Consider the following 17,745-nt stretch of genomic DNA (forward strand, 5'->3'; position numbering starts at 1 on the left):
CGTGTTCGGGGTGCCGGCATGACGGAGGCGGACAACGACATCGCAGGGTCTTATCGTGATCGGATGTCGAAACCCTCGCCGCGTCGGCTCCCCCGCGGTCGGCACGCCCTTCCCCGTGACGAGGTCGCGCGGCTGCAACGTTCGCGGCTGTGTCTGGCCATGGCGGAGGTCATGGTCGAGAAGGGGTACGTGCGCACGTCGGTCGAGGACGTGCTCAAACGCGCCGTGGTGTCCCGGCAGAGCTTCTACCAGCTCTTCGACTCGAAGCTCGACTGTTTCATGTCCGCCTTCGACCGGGCGGGCGAGCTGTTGCTGCGTCGGGTGCTGCAGTCGTCCGGCCTGTCGGGGCCCGGGCGGGACGCCGATCCGCCGGATCGGTTCGCGAGCGCGACCGACGCCTATGTCGATGCGCTGATCGAGGAGTGGCCGTTCGCCCGGTTGTTCCTGGTGGAGGTGTACGCGGCGGGCCCGGAGGCCGTCGGCCGCCGGACCCGGCTGCAGGCCGACCTCGCGGCCGCGCTGGCCGATCTGATGGGCGCCACCGGGCAGGCGGGCCGGTTCACCTGCCAGATGATCGTGGCCGCCATGAGCACCATGGTCACCGGTCCCGCCGCGGACAACGACCCGGACCGGCTCCGCACCGTCGGGCCCCTGCTCGTCGAGCATGTCCGTCGTCTGTGGGCGCTGGGCGCGTTCACCGAACCCGACGGCGAGGGGTCGACTCCCCGAACGTGACGGCCCCGCGCGAGGCCGCCGTCCATGCGGCGGGTGGGAACGGGCACGATGGTGAACGTCACCTCGGTGATCCAGGCGATCCCGGGCCCGGGGCCGGAGGCTCGTCCGGCCCCGGGCGCTGGGATTCAGCTAGGAGCCGTCACAGTGACGGACGATGCGGGAGCTGGGGATCGCCGGTTGGGTGAGGTAGTTGGGGTGGTCGAAGTGGTAGAAGCTCTTGTCGGGGCTGGGCCGGCCCGACACGGCGACGCCCGAGACGCCGATCCAGTTGGCGTCGCTGGTCGCCTGGAGCTCGAAGTAGGAGCCGCAGCCGTCGGTTCCGCGCGTGGCGGTGCCGCCGCTCGTCCAGTTGCGGAACGTGCTCCCGCTCGCCGCCCTGACCTGGACGCGGTAGTCGCCGCATCCCCCTGCGTACAGCCGGATCTGCGCGAAGGCGACGTTGCCGATGTTGCCGTACCTGAGGCGGTAGTGGCAGTTGGGGTCTCCCGCGTTGGTGCCGATCCCCCACACGACGGGGGTGAACGTGAGGTTGTTCAGCCGCCAGTTGAAGTGGGTGTCGGCGGACGCGGGCGCCGCGGTCAACGCGGTGGCGGCGGCCGTGGCGCTGAGCACGATGGCTCCGGCCACGGTACGGGCCCTGGTGCGGTTCTTGGTGCGGGGACGGATTTTCACGATGCCTCCCTGAGGGGCTCGATCTCCGATGTCGGAGACCTTCGGAAAGGTGACCCTTGCGCCGGTGGTGCGTTCAGGGTGGCCCTTCAGTACGCAGCGCGTCTTTCACGATTGAGCGTGACGTCCGGGGTCAGCACGTGACCGGGCGGGCGCCCGACGGGTCGAGCGCGTTGCCGATCATCTGCGCCACCCCGGCGTGGTACGCGAGCGCGATGTGCCCGACCCGGTCGGAGGGGCAGACGTCCTGGACGTAGAGGTCGGTGACGCCGGGCTCGCGCACGAATGACGTGTCCGTGGGCGTCACGAGCGTGTCGGTCTTCGAGGCGATGACGGTGTAGGTGATCCCGGGCTGCGCGATCGGCCCGGTGGTCAGCCTGGCGACGGTGGCGGCCCCGGTCGTCAGCTCCGTGCACGCCTTGCAGCCGAAGAGCGCCAGGATCGTGTTGACCTGCGGCATGATGCCCAGCCGTTGGGCGATGGTGACCAGGTTCGCGAAGTTCGTCCCATGGGTGGGCGGCGCGAGGGCCACCACATCGTCGATCTTGCTCGCGTACCCCGGCACGAACTTGGGGACGTACAACGCCTGGAACCCGCCCTCGGAATGCCCGACGACGTCCAACCGCTCCGCCCCGGTCGCGTCCAAGACCTTGTCGATGACCCCGCCGATCTCCCGGGCCGACTGGTCGATGGACACGAGCCCGCCGACGGGAATGAACGGCAACGGCATCCCGTACGTGGGGGCGTACACGCAGTACCCGGCCCGCTCCAACCACCGCCCGAGCGTGAGGAAGTTGCCGGGCCCGTTGCCGCCCAGCCCATGCAGCAACAACACCGGCTCCGGATGCTCCGCCGAAGGTCGGCACCCCCAGTCGTTGAACCCGGACGAAGGCGCGACGGCCGCCGCCGGCGCGGCGCCGTCCGGAACGGTCGCGCCGGCGCCGTACAGGGCCTCGTCGCTCGGCACGGTGGTGCCGTGGACGGCGGCTGTTGGGGCGGTGGGAACGGTCGCGCCGGTGGTGGTGGCGTCGTGCAGGGTGGTCGCCCGGTCGGGGGCGTCGCTCACGGTGGTGCCGTGGGCGGCGGCTGTTGGGGTGGTGGGAACGGTCGCGCCGGTGGTGGTGGCGTCGTGCAGGGTCGTCGCCCGGTCGGGGGCGTCGCTCGGGGCGGTGAGGTCGTGGACGGCCGCTGCGGGGGCGGCGAGGGCCGGGGATGGGGAGGTGAGGGCGAGGGTCAGGGCGGCGAGGCTCGTGCAGGTGAGGGCGGAGAGGCGGCGGGGCATCGGGCGACCTCCGACGAGAGGGGGTGGTGCCTGGAGTGAAACACGCAGCCTTGTTAGGAACAAGGAGGCTTGTTGATAAAAGCCCGGCGGTACGGTCGTGCTGTGGCCCACCCTGAGACCGACCCCGGCCGCGGGTCACCGTCCCGGCGCCGCATTCGGGGGATGGACGCCGACCAGCGCCGGGAGCAGCGCCGCCGCCAGCTTCTGGAATCGGCCCTGGAGCTGTTCGCCGCCCACGGGTATCAGAACACCTCGATCGAGCAGCTCTGCCAGCACGCGTACGTCGGCACCAAGGGGTTCTACGAGGTCTTCGACGGCCGCGAGGCGTGCTACCTGGCCCTCATGCGCCAGGTCACCGAGCAGATCCAGGCGGACGTCCTCGCCCACCTGGACACCGCTCCCGAAGACCCCGACCGGGCCGAACGGGCGCTGCTGACGGCGTTCGCCCACGCCGTCGTCGACGACCCCCGGCGCGCCCTGGTGACGTTCGGTCAGGCGGGCGCGGTCTCACCGGCGGTCGAACGGCAGCGCCGCGCCAACCGCCGCTGGGCCGCCGACTTCATCGAGTCGATCTGGCGCCGCCACGGCGTCATCCACCCTCGCGACGACACGGCGGGCCCGCCCCGGGCCACCGCCATCGGCCTGGTCGGCGGCCTCTTCGACCTGATCGCCGACTGGCTGCTGGACGCCGACCTCCACGACCCCGCCCACGTCGAGGCCCTCATCACCGACCTCACCGAGTTCTACCGCGTCGTCCGCACGGGCGCCCGCACGGCGGACCGACCGCGGGAGTGAGCGAGGTCGCGCCGACCCTGCCCGAGGAAGCCGACGAGTGATCCCGTCCCGGCGGACGGGATCACTCGTCGCGGGCGGCCGGTGAAGGCGGCGGCTAGCCGTCGGTGTCCGCCTCGGCCTGCGGCGAGAGGAGAGCCGCGCCGCGCGACTGGGGCGCGCCCTTGACCGATCGGCCGTCCCACTTGGGGCACGCCTTGTAGACGCCGCCGTCGAAATTGTTCTCGTACTGCCGGTAGATGGCCGGGCCGTCGATGCGCAGCCAGGTTTCGTCGTTGGTCCGCAGCGCCGGGTTGGAGAAGTTGTGGCTACCGGTGAAGACGAACTTCTTGTTGCGCATCCCGGCGTAGTCGCCGCTGCCGGTCTCGATCGTCATGTATTTGGAGTGGATCCACTGGTTGGCCGCCCTGCACTGCTTGATGGTGCCCGACAGCCGGCCGCGGATGATGCCGGGAACGGCGGGGCGGCTGCTGTTGAAGTCCAGATGGGTGAACGCGAGGTAGACGTTGCAGCCGGCCTTCTTGAGCCGGACCAACTCGCGGGCGATGGCGTCGCGCGACACCTGGTGCTGGGCGACCCGGATCCGCGTCTTGAGGTTGGGGTTCTTTCCGCAATGCACGTTCTGCAGGACGTTGACCGCGGTGTCGGTGCGGGCGTCCGAGCCGTTGCGCGGGAAGGTGTAGAGCTTGTACGGCCCCGCCGTGGTGCCGGTGTACCAGAAGCCCGGCCTGGTGTTGCCGATGTTGGCCCGCAGCTTGTTGAAGTAGTTCACGTAGGCGTCGTACAGGCCGCCGTGCGCGATGGTGACCGCGTTGTTCCAGTACGACGTCCGGTTGTGGAACGTCATGTTGGCCGACGACTGCACGACCACCTTGTTCTTGTCCCCGACCTTGGTGAACAGGAAGAACTTGTTGTGGTTGATGCCCGAGCCGATGCACCCCTTACGCGCCTTGCATTTGCGGACCCACGAGCCCGCCGGCGTGGACGACAGGCCGCGCCGCAGCACGTCGGTGACCCCGGCTGCGGCGGTGCTGTCCAGGATGACCTGGACGTTCACGCCCCGATCGTCGGCCGCGACGAGCGCGTCCGCCACGGGCCGCTCGCTGAAGTGGTACATCACCACCCGGATCGAAGCGCGCGCCGGGGTGTTGGCGATCAGCCTGATCAGATGGTCGTGGATCGCGTTCTCGGCGCCGCGCCCGGCCGCCGACGGCCGGTTGAACACCGCTCCCAGCGGTGGGGAGTAGGCGGCCTTCGCCGTGACGTGCGCGGCCCCGGCCGCATCGGGGGTCGCGGCGTGCACCGTGACGGGCACCACGGCGAAAAGGGGGGCCAGAGCCAGCGCAGAAATCGTCGCTTTCCGCTTCAAGAGCTGCGTGATCTGCACGGATCCTCCCAGAGACCGCCGAACGGGACCGCCGCACCCTATTGATCTTCGGTCCTGTTCCGCAATCGGGTGGGATGCGCCGAAAGTCTCCTCCGCGCGGCGATCGACCGCCCATCACACCGTGTCGGCGAATACGCACACGGTGTGAAAAGGCCGTACGTGGTTGCCAAGAAGGGGGCGGTGGATGTCAACGTCGATCACTACTGTCGGCCCCCGCAGTGGCGGGAGAGTGCGATCCGTCACTTCCGCCACCCCTCCGGAGAGCCGATGCCGTCTGTGCCGCCGCTCGGTAAGGCCATGCGCCTGGCCGCGAGTCTGTTGCTCGCCGCCACGTTCCTGCCGGCCGCCTTCGCCGCGCCCGCCCACGCCGAGGATCCGCCCGCCGGGTCCGTTCCCCCCGACCAGGACCCGTTCTACGCCGCGCCCGCCGACATCGGCGAGTATCGGCCCGGCCAGATCGTGCGCAGCAGGAAGATCACCCCGAAGGTCGGCAATCTCGACACCACCTCCGACGTCTGGCAGATCTCCTACCGCAGCAACGACTCCCACATGGCCCCGCAGCTCATCGTGACCAGCCTGCTCGTGCCGAAGAAGGCGTGGGCGGGCACCGGGCCCCGACCGATCGTGTCGGTCCAGGCCCCCGAGGACTCCACCGGCACCCAGTGCGCGCCCTCCTATGGTCTGTCGGCGGGCGGTGGGGTCGCCGGCGCGATGGCGTCGCTGTCCACCGGCATGCTGAGCAAGGGTTGGGCGGTGGCGCTGCCCGACCATGAGGGCCCCAAGTCGGTGTTCATGGTCGGCCCGCAGACCGCGTACGCCGTTCTCGACGGCATCCGTGCCGTGAAGAGCTTCACCGGTGCGCCGGGCATCGGCTCGGACAACCCCTGGGCGCTCAACGGTTACTCCGGAGGCGCTCAGGCCACCGGATGGGCGGCGCAGACCCAGCCGACGTACGCTCCGGACGTCAAGCTCAAGGGCGCCGCGATGGGCGGGACTCCGGCCGACCCCGAGGCCGTCGCCCGCTTCCTGGACGGCCGCATCTTCTCCGGGTTCGAGGCCGCCGCGGCGGTCAGCCTCGCCACCGAGTTCCCCGAGATGGACCTCGACCAGATCCTGAACGACACGGGCCGCCAGGCGATGGCCGACGCCCGCGGCAAGTGCCTGACCGAGCTGCTGACCAAGTTCGCGTTCAAGCGGCTGTCGCAGTACACCACCGTGCCCGACCCGCTGTCCGTGCCCCGGATCAGGGCCGTCCTCCAGCGGAACACCATGGGCGCCGTCGCCCCGACCACCCCGATCTTCAACTACCACGCCGTCACCGACGAGATCGTCCCCATCGGCCAGGCCAACACGCTGGTCAAGTCGTGGTGCACCAAGGGCGCCACCGTCCAGACCGTACGCTCGCTCCTCGGCGAGCACGCCTTCGAGATGCTCCGCAGGAACGGCGCGGTGCTGACCTTCCTCACCGACCGCTTCGCCGACAAGCCCGCCAAGAACACCTGCTGATCCCGCCCACGCCGGCCGCCATCCCCGCGGACCTGAGGAACCCCCCACGGTGGTCCTCACGCCCGAGGGACGGCGGCCGGCCGCGTTCGGGCGGCAGGTGAACGCGCCGGGCGTCCACCCGGGGGAAGACGTCAGGAGCGGCGGCCGGGCTTGTCGACGAGGGTCGCGGCGAGGACGCCGCCCCAGCCGATGATCTGGCCCTTCGTGACGGGGAGGAGTCCGCGTTCGGTGTGGTCTCGGACGGCGATCGAGCGGAATCCCATGTAGGCGTAGGTCTTCGGCTGGATCAGGATCTCGTCGCGCAGATGGCCGTTCTGAATGCGGTAGAGGGTGACGCCCGGACGCTCGGCGATATCGGACGCGCGGGCCTCGTAACGGACGCCGGGGATTTTGGCCAGGGCGCCGTACATGGCGGCGCGCAAACGGGCGGGCAGCGCGGCGTCCCGCATGGAGCGCTCGATGAGTTGGAACGCGCGGGTGTTCCGCTCCTCGGGGGTCATCTGCGCGGGCTGATGCCTCCTGGCCTCCTCGTACTTCTTCCTCGTCTTGTCGGACATGCCGGTGGTGTCGGTCGGCAGAGGGCTTCTGTTGCCGGCGTCCACCTGCTTGTAAACGGCGGCGAGGAGGTCGACGGGCTCGGTCGGCAGGGACAACAGGGAACGGTAGGTCGGTTCGTACTTGGAGATGTCGGCGACCTTCAACCGGCCGTTCTCGATGACGGCGAATCCCCTGTCGTCGGTCCGCCGCCATTTCTCGTCCGTGCGGAGTCCTTTGGGGCGGCCGAACAGCGGCCGGCCGCCGCCTTCCTGGACTCGGGCGTAGACGGTCTTCACGTACGCCCATTGGGCGGGCTTGAAAGTGTCGTTCGTGCCCGCCGCCAGGATCGCCGCATTGTGGGCCAGGTCCTGGGCGTTGGCCACCGGACGCAGCCGGGGAGACTCGGGCCGGGTGTCGGTGTCCGTTCCGGGCGTGCCGATCGTGGTCGCCAACAGCAGCGCGCCGGCGGTCGCCCCCGCCAGACCGAGCCCCCACACGGGCCGGAACCGCCTCCCGGGCGACGGCATCGCGCGCATGTGGTCGTGCAGGCGGGAACGGGCCTCGGCCATGGCGGCGGGGTCCGGTGCGGGCAGCGCGTCGTGACGGTCGCGGAGTCGCTGCAGGTCATCCATGGTGAGTTACCTCCGATGCTGTGGGGCCCAGCGCCGTGCGGAGCTTGCGCCTGGCGCGGTTGATGCGGGAGCCGACCGTTCCGACCGGGATGTTCAGCGCCCGCGCCACCTCGGCGTAGCTGAACTGGGCGCAGGCGACGAGCAGCAGGGCGTCCCGGTCGCCCTTGGACAGCCCGGCCAGACCGCGCGCCAGGTCCGGGCCGATCCGTTGGGCGGACACCCGGTCCGCCACCCGGGCGGCGTGGTCGCCGGTGTCCTCCCGGGTCGTGGAACGGCTGAGCGCCCGGTACAGCCGCACCTCGCTGCGGCGGTGCCGTCCGATCAGGTTGGTGGCGATCCCGTACAGCCACGCCCGCGCCTCGGGGTGGGCGAGGTCGTAGCGGTGCCGCCGGTCGAAGGCGGCCAGGAACGTCTCGGCGGCCACGTCGTCGGCGGCGGCCGGGCCGAGCCGCGCGGACGCGTACCGGTGGATCGCGGTGAAGTACCGATCAAAGATCATCGAGAAGCGCTCGGGCTCGCGGCGCGACCGCTCGATGATCGATGCGTCGGTCAGCCCTTCAGCCACGAGGAGGGGAGTCGGGTCCATGCATGCGGCGCCCTTCTGGAGAGATGGTCGGTGCTGATTGCCCGAAGCCATGGATCCTCTTCACGGGCTTTTGCGACGACAGGCACATTGCGCTGCAAGGTAGCCGGAGGGCGGAGGCCGGGCGGCGGTGGGATTCGCGTGACCGGAGGCGGGGGCCGGTGTGACCTCGCCGGGGTGTTGCACAATCTTCTGTGCACAGATAACTTTGCATCATGCCCGAACCACGGGAGATCACCGATCTCGACGCACTGAAGGCGCTGGCCCATCCGAGGCGGCAGGCCATGCTGCGTCATCTGGAGCTGCACGGTCCCGCCACCTCGTCGACGCTGGCCCGTGCGCTCGGTCTGAACTCCGGCGCGACCAGCTATCACCTGCGGGAGCTGGCTCAGCACGGGTTCGTGGCGGAGATGCCCGAACGGGCCCGGGGGAGGGAGCGGTGGTGGCGGGCGGTCCGTCGGGACCTGCGCTTTCCCCGCCGGGCGGAGCAGGACGAGCGGACGCGGGCGGTGGTCGACGAGATGAACCGCCTGGCGTTCGCCGCCGACCTGGAGCTGTTCGCCCAGGCGCAGCTCGCGGCGGACGATCAGGGGCCCTGGGCCGACTTCCCGTACTCGCGGGGCTCCATCCAGGTCACCCCCGACGAGCTGAGGGCGTTCTTCGAGGAGTTCATCGCCCTGCTCAACCGCTACAAGCGGCCCGACGGCGAGATGCCGGAAGGGGCGCGCACGATCCTCACCCGCTTCCTGGCGTTCCCGCCGGCCGACGTCGAGGCCGAGGCCCCCCGGGAGGCCGACGACCGGTGACCCGGTCACCCCCCGCTCACCCACGGACAGGACGGCGTTCCATGCTGCCTTCGAACGACCCGACGAGCCCCGCCGTACGGCTCGCATCGGTGACCAAGACCTACGGCCGAGGCTCCGGCGCGTTCACGGCGCTACGGGAGGTCAGCCTCGACGTCCCGCGCGGGGTCTTCACCGCCGTCATGGGACCGTCCGGCTCCGGCAAGAGCACCTTCCTGCACTGCGCCGCCGGGCTCGACCGGGTCACCTCCGGCACCGTCCGGCTCGGCGACACCGACCTGACCGGGATGGACGAGACCAGGCTGACCGAGCTGCGCCGGGAACGCGTCGGCTTCGTCTTCCAGGCGTTCAACCTCGTGCCCGCGCTCACCGTCCTGCAGAACATCACCCTGCCGCTGCGGCTCGCGGGCTCGCGCGTCGACAGGGCGTGGACGGACGAGATCGTGGAGCGCGTCGGGCTCGCCGGTCGTACCGGGCACCGGCCGGGCGCGCTGTCGGGAGGGCAGCAGCAACGGGTCGCCATCGCCCGCGCGCTGGTCACCCGCCCGGAGGTCGTCTTCGCCGACGAGCCCACCGGAGCGCTCGACACCGTCACCGCGCGGGAGATCCTCGCCCTGCTCCGCGAGGCGGTGGACGGCATGGGGCGGACCGTCGTCATGGTCACCCACGATCCGGTGGCCGCCGCGCACGCCGACACCGTGCTGTTCCTCGCCGACGGGCGCATCGTCGACTCCCTCGACGCGCCCGACGCCGACCGCATCGCCGCCCGGATGACCACGTTGGGGGCGCACGCATGATCGGCTCTTTGGCCTTGGCCACGCTGCGGACCCGCAAGGCGGCGTTCGCGGGCTCGTTCCTGGCGCTGCTGTGCGCCGCCGCCCTCGTCGCCGCCTGCGGGGTGCTGCTGGAGACCGGGCTGCGCGGCGGCGTTCCCACCGAACGGTACGCGGGCACGCCCATCGTCGTCGCCGCCGACCAGAGCCTGCACTGGACCAAGGAGAAGAAGGGCAAGACCAAGGTCAAGAGCAAGCCCCTCACCGAACGCGCCCGGCTCGACGCCGCCGTCGCCGACCGGCTCCGCGCCGTTCCGGGCATCGCGGCCGTCGTCCCGGAGGTCACGTTCCCCGCCACCGTGCTGGAACGCTCCAGCGGCGACGAGGTCTGGGGCCACGCCTGGGACTCCGCCCGCCTGACCCCGTTCACGCTGCGCGCGGGACGCGCTCCCGTCGCGGCGGACGAGGTGGTGCTCGGCTCGACCGACGGAGTGCGGGTCACGTCGTCCGGCGGGACAAGGGTCGGTGAGCAGGTCACGTCGACCGACGGAGTGAGCGTGGGCGCGCAGGTCACGATCCAGGCGACCGGTGTTCCCGGTCGATACCGCGTCGTCGGTCTCGCGGACGGCGGGCCGGAGAGCGTGTTCTTCTCGGCCGCCGAAGCCCGGCGACTGGCGGGGCACGACGGGAAGGTCACCGCCCTCGGCGTGCTGCCGCGCGCCGGCGCGGACACGGACGCGCTGGCCGAAGCGGTGACGGCGGCGGTGGCCGGTACGGGGGCCGAGGTCTACACGGGCAAGGAGCGCGGGGCCCTGGAGTTCCGGGACGCCGAGCAGGCCCGGGTGATGCTGATCAGCCTGGGCGGCGCGCTCGGCGGGACCTCGCTGCTGGTGGCGATCCTGGTCGTGGTGGGCACGTTCGCCCTGTCGATCCAGCAGCGGCAGCGGGAGATCGCCGTGCTGCGCGCGGTGGCGGCCACGCCCCGCCAGATCCGGAAGATGATCGGCCGGGAGGCGCTCGCGGTGGGGGCGGCGGCCTCGGTCCCCGGCGCGTTCGTCGGGCTGGGGCTCGCGTTCTGGCTGCGGTCCCGGTTCGTGGAGTTGGGGGCCCTGCCGGACACCCTGGACCTGTCGCTCAGCCCGTTCCCCGTGTTCGCGGCGGTGCTCGCGACCGTGGCCGCAGCCTGGACGGCCGCCCGGGTGTCGTCGCGCCGAACGATCCGGATCAGGCCCACCGAGGCCCTGGCCGACGCGGCCGTCGAGCCCTCCCGGGTCGGCGTGTTCCGCACGATCGCCGGCCTCGTCGCCCTGGCCGCGTACATCGTGCTGCTCGTGGTGCTGCGCGGGCTGAACACGGAGGCCGCCGCCTCGCCGGTCACCTTCCTCACCGTGGTGCTCGCGGCGGTCGCCGTCGCCCTGTTGGGGCCGTGGCTCACCCGCGCCGCGACCGCCGTGCTCGCCGCGCCGCTGCGGCTGTCGCGCGGGCCCGGCTTCCTCGCGGCGGCCAACACGAGGGCCGATGCCCGCAGGCTCGCCTCCGTCGTGACGCCGATGACCCTGGCCGTGGCGATGACCGGCACGATCCTGTTCGTCCAGACCACCATGGATCACGCGGCCGACGAGCAGGCGCGGGCCGGGACCACCGCCGGGTACGCGCTCACCGGCGTCGCCGGGGTCCCCGGCCCGGCCGCCGACGCCGCCCGCAAGGTGCCCGGGGTCGGCGCGGTCACCGAGGTCGTTCACACCACGCTCCGCGTCGGCCGGGACAAGTACCCGGCGCAGGGCATCGGCCCCGCGCGCGGCACCCTCGACCTCGACGTGCGGGAAGGCTCGCTCGACCACCTCGCCGCCGGAACGGTCGCGCTGAGCGCCACCGCCGCCGAGCGCCGCGACACGCGGATCGGCGACTCCGTCACCATCACCATGGGCGACGGCGTCAAGGTCACCGCCCGCCTCGTCGCCGTCTACGAACGCGGGCTGGGCTTCGGCGACGTGACCCTCCCGTACGAGCTGGTCGCCGGACACGTGGACCGGCCGCCGGCCGACACCGTGCTGATCAAGGCCGACCCGTCGGCGCACCCGGCCCTGGCCGAGATCGCCCGTGCCATGCCGGGGCTCCGCCTCCTGGACGGCGACGCCCTGCACGCCCGGTCGTCGAACGCCGCCGAGGTCAACCTGGTGGCCATGGGCCTGATCATCGCCTTCACCGCGATCAGCCTGGTCAACACGCTCGCCATGGCCACCGGCGACCGTTCACGGGAACTGGCCGCCCTCCGGTTGGCCGGGACGACCCGCCGGCAGATCCTGCGGATGCTGCGCTGGGAGACCCTGCTGCTGGTCCTCGTCGGAACGGTCACCGGCACCGCCATCGCCGCCGCCACGCTCTCGGCGTTCGCGACGGGCATGGCGGGCACCCCCGTCCCGTACGCGCCGCCCCTCGCGTGCCTGGGCCTTCTGGCGGCGGTCACGGCGGCGGCCCTGGCCGCGACCGCGTTGCCCGCCCGCGTGCTGTTGAGGGCCGACCCGGCGGACGTGATCAGGGCCCGCGAGTAGCGTCTGCGCACTCATACCTTGACCGGCGTCCGGAGGCGACTCTTACGGCGTGGGGGGTTGCTCGTTGTCCTTCGGGGCGTTGTGGGCGGTAAAGCGTGCTGCAAGGTGGGGTGATTTCCCCGCCGACGGTACGGCGCGGTGGTGGCGAGGGGGCATGAGGCGTACAGGGGCGCCGGCAGGTGGATCGCCGCACGCCCGGTGCGAGGGGGGATGCGGCGGTCATGCTGATGCTCGTCGTGTTCCACGCGGCGGTGGCGCTCGTGCTGCCGTGGGGGTTGGGGCACAGTCGGCGCGGCATGGCTTACGTGGCGGCGCTCGCACCGCTGGCCACGTTGGTGTGGGCGGTGCGGCAGGCGGCGTCCGTGCGGGACGCGAAGCCCGTGGTGGAGCGCACGGTGTGGGCGGCGGACCTGGGGCTGGTGCTGGACTTTCGGCTCGACGGGCTGGCATGGGTGCTGTTGCTGCTGGTCGGCGGGGTCGGGGCGCTGGTGCTGGTGTACTCGGCCTGGTACTTCACATCGCCGGCGAGGATGACCGTCTCCGTTCTGGTCGCCTTCGCGGGGGCGATGACGGGGCTGGTGCTGGCCGACAACCTGCTCGTGCTCTACGTGTTCTGGGAGCTGACCACGCTGTGCTCGTACCTGCTCATCGGCGGGGAGCACCCGGAGAACGCGGCGAACCGGCGGGCGGCCAACCAGGCGCTGCTGATGACGACCGGCTTCGGGCTGGTGATGCTGGCCGGGCTGGTGATCCTGGGGCTGGAGGCGGACACCTACACGATCTCGGCGATCCTGGCCGACCCCCCTGAGGGCGGCGCGGTGCAGGCGGCGCTGCTGCTGATCCTGTTGGGCGCGTTCGCGAAGTCGGCGCAGATGCCGCTGCACTCGTGGCTGCCGGCGGCGATGGTCGCGCCCACGCCGGTGAGCGCGTACCTGCACGCGGCGGCGATGGTGCAGGGCGGGGTGTACCTGGTGGCGCGGCTGGCCCCGGGGTTCGCGGAGGTCTGGCCGTGGCGTCCGCTCGTCGTGATCGTGGGGCTGGTCAGCCTGATCGTCGCGGGCTGGCAGGCGTTGTGGCAGGACGACCTGAAGCGGCTGCTGGCGTACGGGACGGTGAGCCAGCTCGGGCTGTTGATGGTGCTGTGCGGCGCGGGGACGCGGACGGCGGCGCTGGCGGGGTTGGCACTGCTGCTGGCGCACGGGCTGTTCAAGGCCCCGATGTTCCTGGCGGTGGGCGCGGTGGACCACACCTATGGGACCCGTCGGGCGAGCGAGCTGCACGGCGTGGGGCGACGGATGCCGATGCTGGCCCTCGCGGGGGTGGCGGCGACGGCGTCGATGGTCGGGTTACCGCCGTTCCTCGGTTTCGTGGCGAAGGAGGCGGCGCTCGAGGCGTTCGCGCACGGGGGCGTCGACCTGCTGGTGCTGCTGGGCGTGGCGGCGGGGTCGGTGTTCACGGTGGCGTACGGGGTGCGCTTCCTGACCGGGACCTTCGGCGGTCGCAGGGGCGAGCGGCACAGGAGGCTGCCGGCCGCCGCGCTGGGGCCGATCGTGTTCTTGGCGGGCGCGGGTTTCGTCGCGGGGTTCATGTCGGGCACGTGGCAGGGGCTGATCGGGCCCTATGCGGGCCTGCTCCCCGCCGACGACCGCTACGAGCTGTCCCTGTGGCACGGCCTCGGGGTGCCGCTGTTGTTCTCGGTCCTCATCCTCGCCTCGGGTGTCTGGCTGTACGTGAGACGTGAACGGTTTCGGCCTTGGCAGGAGCGGTGGGAGCGGCTGCCCACGGCCCAGCAGGGTTACTGCCTCACCGTGAACGGGCTGTTCCGGGTGGCGCACGCGGTGACCCGGCGGGTGCAGGTGGGATCCCTGCCCGCCTACCTCGCGGTGATCGTGCTGACGGTCCTGGTGGTGCCCGGGTTGGGCCTGGTGTGGGTGCTGGCCCGGGGCGAGGGGCCGGCCGTCGACACCGACCGGCTGGAGCTGTGGGACCACCCGGTGCAGCTCCCGCTGGGTGTGATCGTCGCGTGCTGCGCGTTCACGGCGATGCGGGTGCACCGCAGGTTGTCGGCGGCGCTGCTGCTGGGCGGGGCCGGGTACGGCGTCGTCGGGCTCTTCGTGGTGCACGGCGCGCCGGACCTCGCGTTGACCTCGCTGGTCGTGGAGACCCTGACGCTGATCATCCTGGTGTTCGTGCTGCGGCGGCTGCCGGAGCGCTTCCCGCCCCGCCGCAGGCTGCGGCCGGCCCGGATCCTCTCGGCGGTGATCTCCACGGGGGTCGGCGCGTTCATGGCCACGTTCCTGGTGGTGGCGGTGCTCAGCCGCGACCACCGGCCCGTCGGCCCCCGCTACGCGCAGGAGGCGAAGGAGGAGGGCGCCAACAACGTCGTCGACGCGATCCTCGCGGACCTGCGCGCCCTGGACACGCTGGGGGAGATCTCCGTTCTGGCGGTGGCGGCGGTCGGGGTGGCCGCGCTGGTGCTGACCGGGATGCGGGACGACCGACTGGGCCACGCCGCCGTACCCGAGACCGACGAGACACCTGGGGACCGCCGGAGCCGATGGTTGACCGCGCCCGGTCGTCCCCCGCTGGGCGGCCGTTCGCTGCCGCTGGCGGTGGCGACCCGGCTGGTGGTCCCGAGCGTGCTGGTGTTCTCGGTGTACCTGCTGTTCGCCGGCCACGGACAGCCCGGCGGCGGCTTCGTGGGCGGGCTGGTGGCCGGCACGGCGTTCGTCATGCGCTACCTCGCGGGCGGGCTGCGCGAGGTGGTCGCCGCCGTGCCGTTCCATCCCGCGCTCTTCATCGGGGGAGGGCTGGCGATCGCCCTGGCCACGGGGGCGGGCGGCTGGCTCGTCGGGGACTCGTTCCTTGAGGCCACCGCGCTCCAGTGGGACTGGCCCCTGCTCGGCCATGTGAAGCTGCCGACCAGCCTCTTCTTCGACCTGGGCGTGTACGTCGTGGTGTTCGGCCTGATCCTGAGCCTGATCAGGACCCTGGGCACCAGCCTGGAGGAGCACCCGGAGAACGGCGAGCGGGGGCGGGCATGAGCCTGGTCCTGCTCGTGGTGGCGGGGATGTTGTTCGCGATCGGGTTCCACCTGTTGCTGCAGCGTTCGCTCGTCCGGGTGGTGGTGGGGTTCGCGCTGCTCGGCCACGCGGCCAACCTGGCGTTGCTGCTGGCCGGGGGCCCGTCCGGCAGGCCGCCCCTGCTCGGGGGGAAGGACCCGCCGGGGCCGGGGGAGATGACCGATCCCCTGCCGCAGGCGATGGCCCTCACGGCGATCGTCATCACGTTCGGGGTGACCGCGTTCCTGCTCGCCCTCGCCTACCGGAGCTGGCTCTTCCTGGGGGAGGACGAGGTGCGCGACGACCTGGAGGACCGCCGGACCGAGGCGGAGGGCGGCCGCGAGGAACGCGACGAGTACGGCGGTACCGGATGAACGTGCTGCTGCCGCTGCCGTTCGCGCTGCCCCTGGCCGGGGCGGCGCTGACGCTGCTGGCGTGGCGTTCGCCGGCGCTGCTGCGGACGCTCAGCGTCGCGATCGCGGCGGGGGTGGTGGCGTCGACGGTCGCGATCGCGGTGACGGTGTCGCGGGACGGGGTCGTGTCGACGCAGGCGGGGGACTGGCCGGCGCCGCTGGGCATCACGCTGGTCGCCGACCGGCTGACGGCGCTGATGCTGGTGGTGTCCAGCGCGGTGCTGCTGGCGATCCTGGTGTACGCGGTCGGGCAGGGCGTCGTCGGGCAGAAGCGGGCGGAGCCCAGCGTCTTCTACCCCGCGTACCTGGCGTTGTCGGCGGGCGTGTGCCTGGCGTTCCTCGCGGGGGACCTGTTCAACCTGTTCGTGGGCTTCGAGGTCATGCTGGTCTCCAGCTATGTGCTGATCACGTTGTCGCCGACCCCGGCGCGGATGCACGCGGGCATGACGTACGTGGTCGTCAGCCTCACCTCGTCCATCCTGTTCCTGACGACGGTGGCGCTGACCTACGCGGCGACCGGGACGGTCAACCTCGCCGACCTGTCGACCCGGACGGAGGACCTGCCCCCAGGGGTGCGGACGGCGCTGGCGTTGATGTTCCTCGTGGTGTTCGGCATCAAGGGCGCGGTCGTTCCGCTGCACATGTGGCTGCCGGACAGCTACCCGGCGGCCATCACGCAGATCACCGCCATCTTCGCCGCGCTGCTCACCAAGACGGCGGTGTACGCGCTGATCCGGACGCAGACGCTGCTGTTCCCCCAGCACGAGACGCGAGATCTGATGCTGGTGCTGGCCGCGGTGACGATGATCGTCGGGATGCTGGGGGCGCTCACCCAACAGGACATCCACCGGATCCTGTCGTTCACGCTGGTCGGGCACATCGGCTTCCTGGTGTTCGGGCTGGCCCTGTTCTCGGTCGCGGGGCTGGCCGGCGCGATCTTGTACCTCGTCCACCACATCGTGGTGCAGGCGACGTTGTTCCTGGTCAGCGACATCATCCAGGACGAGTCGGGCGAGATCAGGCTGGAACGCCTCGGGGGGCTGATGGGGGTCTCGGCGTTCAGCGCGGCGCTGTTCTTCGTGCCGGCGATGAGCCTGAGCGGGGTGCCGCCGATGTCGGGGTTCGTCGCGAAGCTGGCGTTGCTCCAGGCGGGGTTCGCCTCCGGCCGGGGCCTGGCGTACGCGGTGGCGGGTGTGGCGGTGCTGGCCAGTCTGCTGACGCTGGTGGCGATGAGCCGGATCTGGACGCTGGCCTTCTGGCGACTGCGGCCCCTGGTGTCGGCCACGCCGCCCCTGCATCCGGACGACGTGCCGGGCCCGTCCCGGCAGGAGCGGTACAGCCGGGGGCTGGTGCGCGGGGTGACCGTGTGCATGATCGCCTTCGGGTTGGCGGTCGCGGTGCTGGCGGGCCCGCTGGCGGAGTGGAGCGGGAAGGCGGCCACCGACCTGCTCGACCGCGGCGACTACCGGCGCTCCGTCCTGGAGGGGGACCGGCCGTGAAGAGCGTGTCCGTGCCCCGGTTGGCGATGGCGGTGTGGCTGCTGGCCGTGTGGGTGGGGCTGTGGGGGCGCGTCGACGTCGCCGGGATCGCGGGCGGCTGCGTCGTGGTCTACCTGACGTACTGGGCGACCCGGTTCCCGGTCCTTCCGCTGACCGGCGGCCAAGTGCATCCGTTCGCGCTGGTCAGGGCGACGGTGGCGTTCGTCGTCGACCTGGTCGTGTCCAGCGTCGTCGTCGGCGGGTACGCGTTGCGCGGGTCGTCGGCGGTCGTCGGCGGGATCGTCACGGTGGAGTTCCGGACCCGGTCGGACGTGATGGTGATCCTGATCACGAGCAGTGTGTCGCTGCGGCCCGGGTCCCTGGTCCTGGAGATCCGCCCGCCGCTGATGTACGTCCACGCGCTGCCCGTGCACGACAGGGCGGAGGCCGAACGCGTCCGGCAGGGCGTCCGCGACACCGAGGACAGGCTGACGGCGGCGTTCGGCCCCCGCCGCACGGAGGACCGACCGTGAACGGGCCG

Annotated in this window: 15 protein-coding genes; 10 read left to right on the forward strand and 5 right to left on the reverse strand. The window is 71.8% G+C overall.

The window, feature by feature from the left end; translation table 11 throughout:
* Window positions 1-63 precede the first annotated feature (63 nt).
* Complete coding sequence (locus DFJ69_RS15735; RefSeq protein WP_116023186.1) at window positions 64-735, forward strand: TetR/AcrR family transcriptional regulator; 672 nt, start codon at window positions 64-66, stop codon at window positions 733-735.
* A 129-nt stretch (window positions 736-864) separates the two neighbouring features.
* Here the strand turns inward: DFJ69_RS15735 and DFJ69_RS15740 are convergent, their stop codons facing one another.
* Together DFJ69_RS15740 and DFJ69_RS15745 are read right to left on the reverse strand one after the other, a co-directional pair.
* Window positions 865-1,407 carry a hypothetical protein gene (locus DFJ69_RS15740; protein WP_147312322.1) on the reverse strand — a complete coding sequence of 181 codons (543 nt, stop codon included), beginning with the start codon at window positions 1,405-1,407 and terminating at the stop codon, window positions 865-867.
* A gap of 130 nt (window positions 1,408-1,537) precedes the next feature.
* Window positions 1,538-2,686, reverse strand: a complete 1,149-nt coding sequence (locus DFJ69_RS15745) for an esterase/lipase family protein (protein WP_281275855.1) — start codon at window positions 2,684-2,686, stop codon at window positions 1,538-1,540.
* A gap of 102 nt (window positions 2,687-2,788) precedes the next feature.
* On the opposite strand from DFJ69_RS15745, the gene DFJ69_RS15750 reads away from it, so the two are divergent.
* Window positions 2,789-3,481, forward strand: a complete 693-nt coding sequence (locus DFJ69_RS15750; protein ID WP_245974408.1) for a TetR/AcrR family transcriptional regulator — start codon at window positions 2,789-2,791, stop codon at window positions 3,479-3,481.
* A 94-nt stretch (window positions 3,482-3,575) separates the two neighbouring features.
* Here the strand turns inward: DFJ69_RS15750 and DFJ69_RS15755 are convergent, their stop codons facing one another.
* A complete protein-coding gene (locus tag DFJ69_RS15755; RefSeq protein WP_116023189.1) occupies window positions 3,576-4,796 on the reverse strand; it encodes a phospholipase D-like domain-containing protein in 1,221 nt (406 codons plus the stop codon).
* Between the two features lie 336 nt (window positions 4,797-5,132).
* On the opposite strand from DFJ69_RS15755, the gene DFJ69_RS15760 reads away from it, so the two are divergent.
* Window positions 5,133-6,371 carry a lipase family protein gene (locus DFJ69_RS15760; RefSeq protein WP_116023190.1) on the forward strand — a complete coding sequence of 413 codons (1,239 nt, stop codon included), beginning with the start codon at window positions 5,133-5,135 and terminating at the stop codon, window positions 6,369-6,371.
* Between the two features lie 131 nt (window positions 6,372-6,502).
* Here DFJ69_RS15760 and DFJ69_RS15765 read toward each other — a convergent pair whose 3' ends face one another.
* Together DFJ69_RS15765 and DFJ69_RS15770 are read right to left on the reverse strand one after the other, a co-directional pair.
* On the reverse strand, window positions 6,503-7,540 hold the full coding sequence (locus DFJ69_RS15765) for a CU044_5270 family protein (protein WP_116023191.1): 1,038 nt from the start codon (window positions 7,538-7,540) through the stop codon (window positions 6,503-6,505).
* On the reverse strand, window positions 7,533-8,126 hold the full coding sequence (locus DFJ69_RS15770; protein ID WP_116023192.1) for an RNA polymerase sigma factor: 594 nt from the start codon (window positions 8,124-8,126) through the stop codon (window positions 7,533-7,535). Before DFJ69_RS15770 ends, DFJ69_RS15765 begins: the two co-directional genes overlap by 8 nt.
* 212 nt (window positions 8,127-8,338) lie before the next feature.
* Between DFJ69_RS15770 and DFJ69_RS15775 the strand changes: the two genes are divergently transcribed.
* The 7 genes from DFJ69_RS15775 to DFJ69_RS15805 all read left to right on the forward strand — a co-directional run bounded on the left by DFJ69_RS15775 (window position 8,339) and on the right by DFJ69_RS15805 (window position 17,737).
* Window positions 8,339-8,929 carry an ArsR/SmtB family transcription factor gene (locus DFJ69_RS15775; protein WP_116023193.1) on the forward strand — a complete coding sequence of 197 codons (591 nt, stop codon included), beginning with the start codon at window positions 8,339-8,341 and terminating at the stop codon, window positions 8,927-8,929.
* Window positions 8,930-8,970: 41 nt separating this feature from the next.
* Window positions 8,971-9,723 carry an ABC transporter ATP-binding protein gene (locus DFJ69_RS15780; protein ID WP_116023194.1) on the forward strand — a complete coding sequence of 251 codons (753 nt, stop codon included), beginning with the start codon at window positions 8,971-8,973 and terminating at the stop codon, window positions 9,721-9,723.
* A complete protein-coding gene (locus tag DFJ69_RS15785) occupies window positions 9,720-12,251 on the forward strand; it encodes an ABC transporter permease (RefSeq protein ID WP_116023195.1) in 2,532 nt (843 codons plus the stop codon). The genes DFJ69_RS15780 and DFJ69_RS15785 overlap by 4 nt, the downstream gene beginning before the upstream one ends.
* Window positions 12,252-12,472: 221 nt before the next feature.
* The gene (locus DFJ69_RS15790) at window positions 12,473-15,295 is read left to right on the forward strand and encodes a Na+/H+ antiporter subunit A (protein WP_116023196.1); all 2,823 of its coding nucleotides are present in this window, start codon (window positions 12,473-12,475) and stop codon (window positions 15,293-15,295) included.
* Entirely contained in the window at window positions 15,292-15,687 is a 396-nt protein-coding gene (locus DFJ69_RS15795; protein WP_116023197.1) for a Na(+)/H(+) antiporter subunit C, read from the forward strand. The genes DFJ69_RS15790 and DFJ69_RS15795 overlap by 4 nt, the downstream gene beginning before the upstream one ends.
* The gene (locus tag DFJ69_RS15800; RefSeq protein ID WP_116023198.1) at window positions 15,684-17,225 is read left to right on the forward strand and encodes a Na+/H+ antiporter subunit D; all 1,542 of its coding nucleotides are present in this window, start codon (window positions 15,684-15,686) and stop codon (window positions 17,223-17,225) included. Before DFJ69_RS15795 ends, DFJ69_RS15800 begins: the two co-directional genes overlap by 4 nt.
* Complete coding sequence (locus tag DFJ69_RS15805) at window positions 17,222-17,737, forward strand: Na+/H+ antiporter subunit E (RefSeq protein ID WP_116023199.1); 516 nt, start codon at window positions 17,222-17,224, stop codon at window positions 17,735-17,737. Before DFJ69_RS15800 ends, DFJ69_RS15805 begins: the two co-directional genes overlap by 4 nt.
* The last annotated feature ends 8 nt before the right edge of the window (window positions 17,738-17,745 follow it).

The organism is Thermomonospora umbrina (genome assembly GCF_003386555.1).
GTDB lineage: Bacteria > Actinomycetota > Actinomycetes > Streptosporangiales > Streptosporangiaceae > Thermomonospora > Thermomonospora umbrina.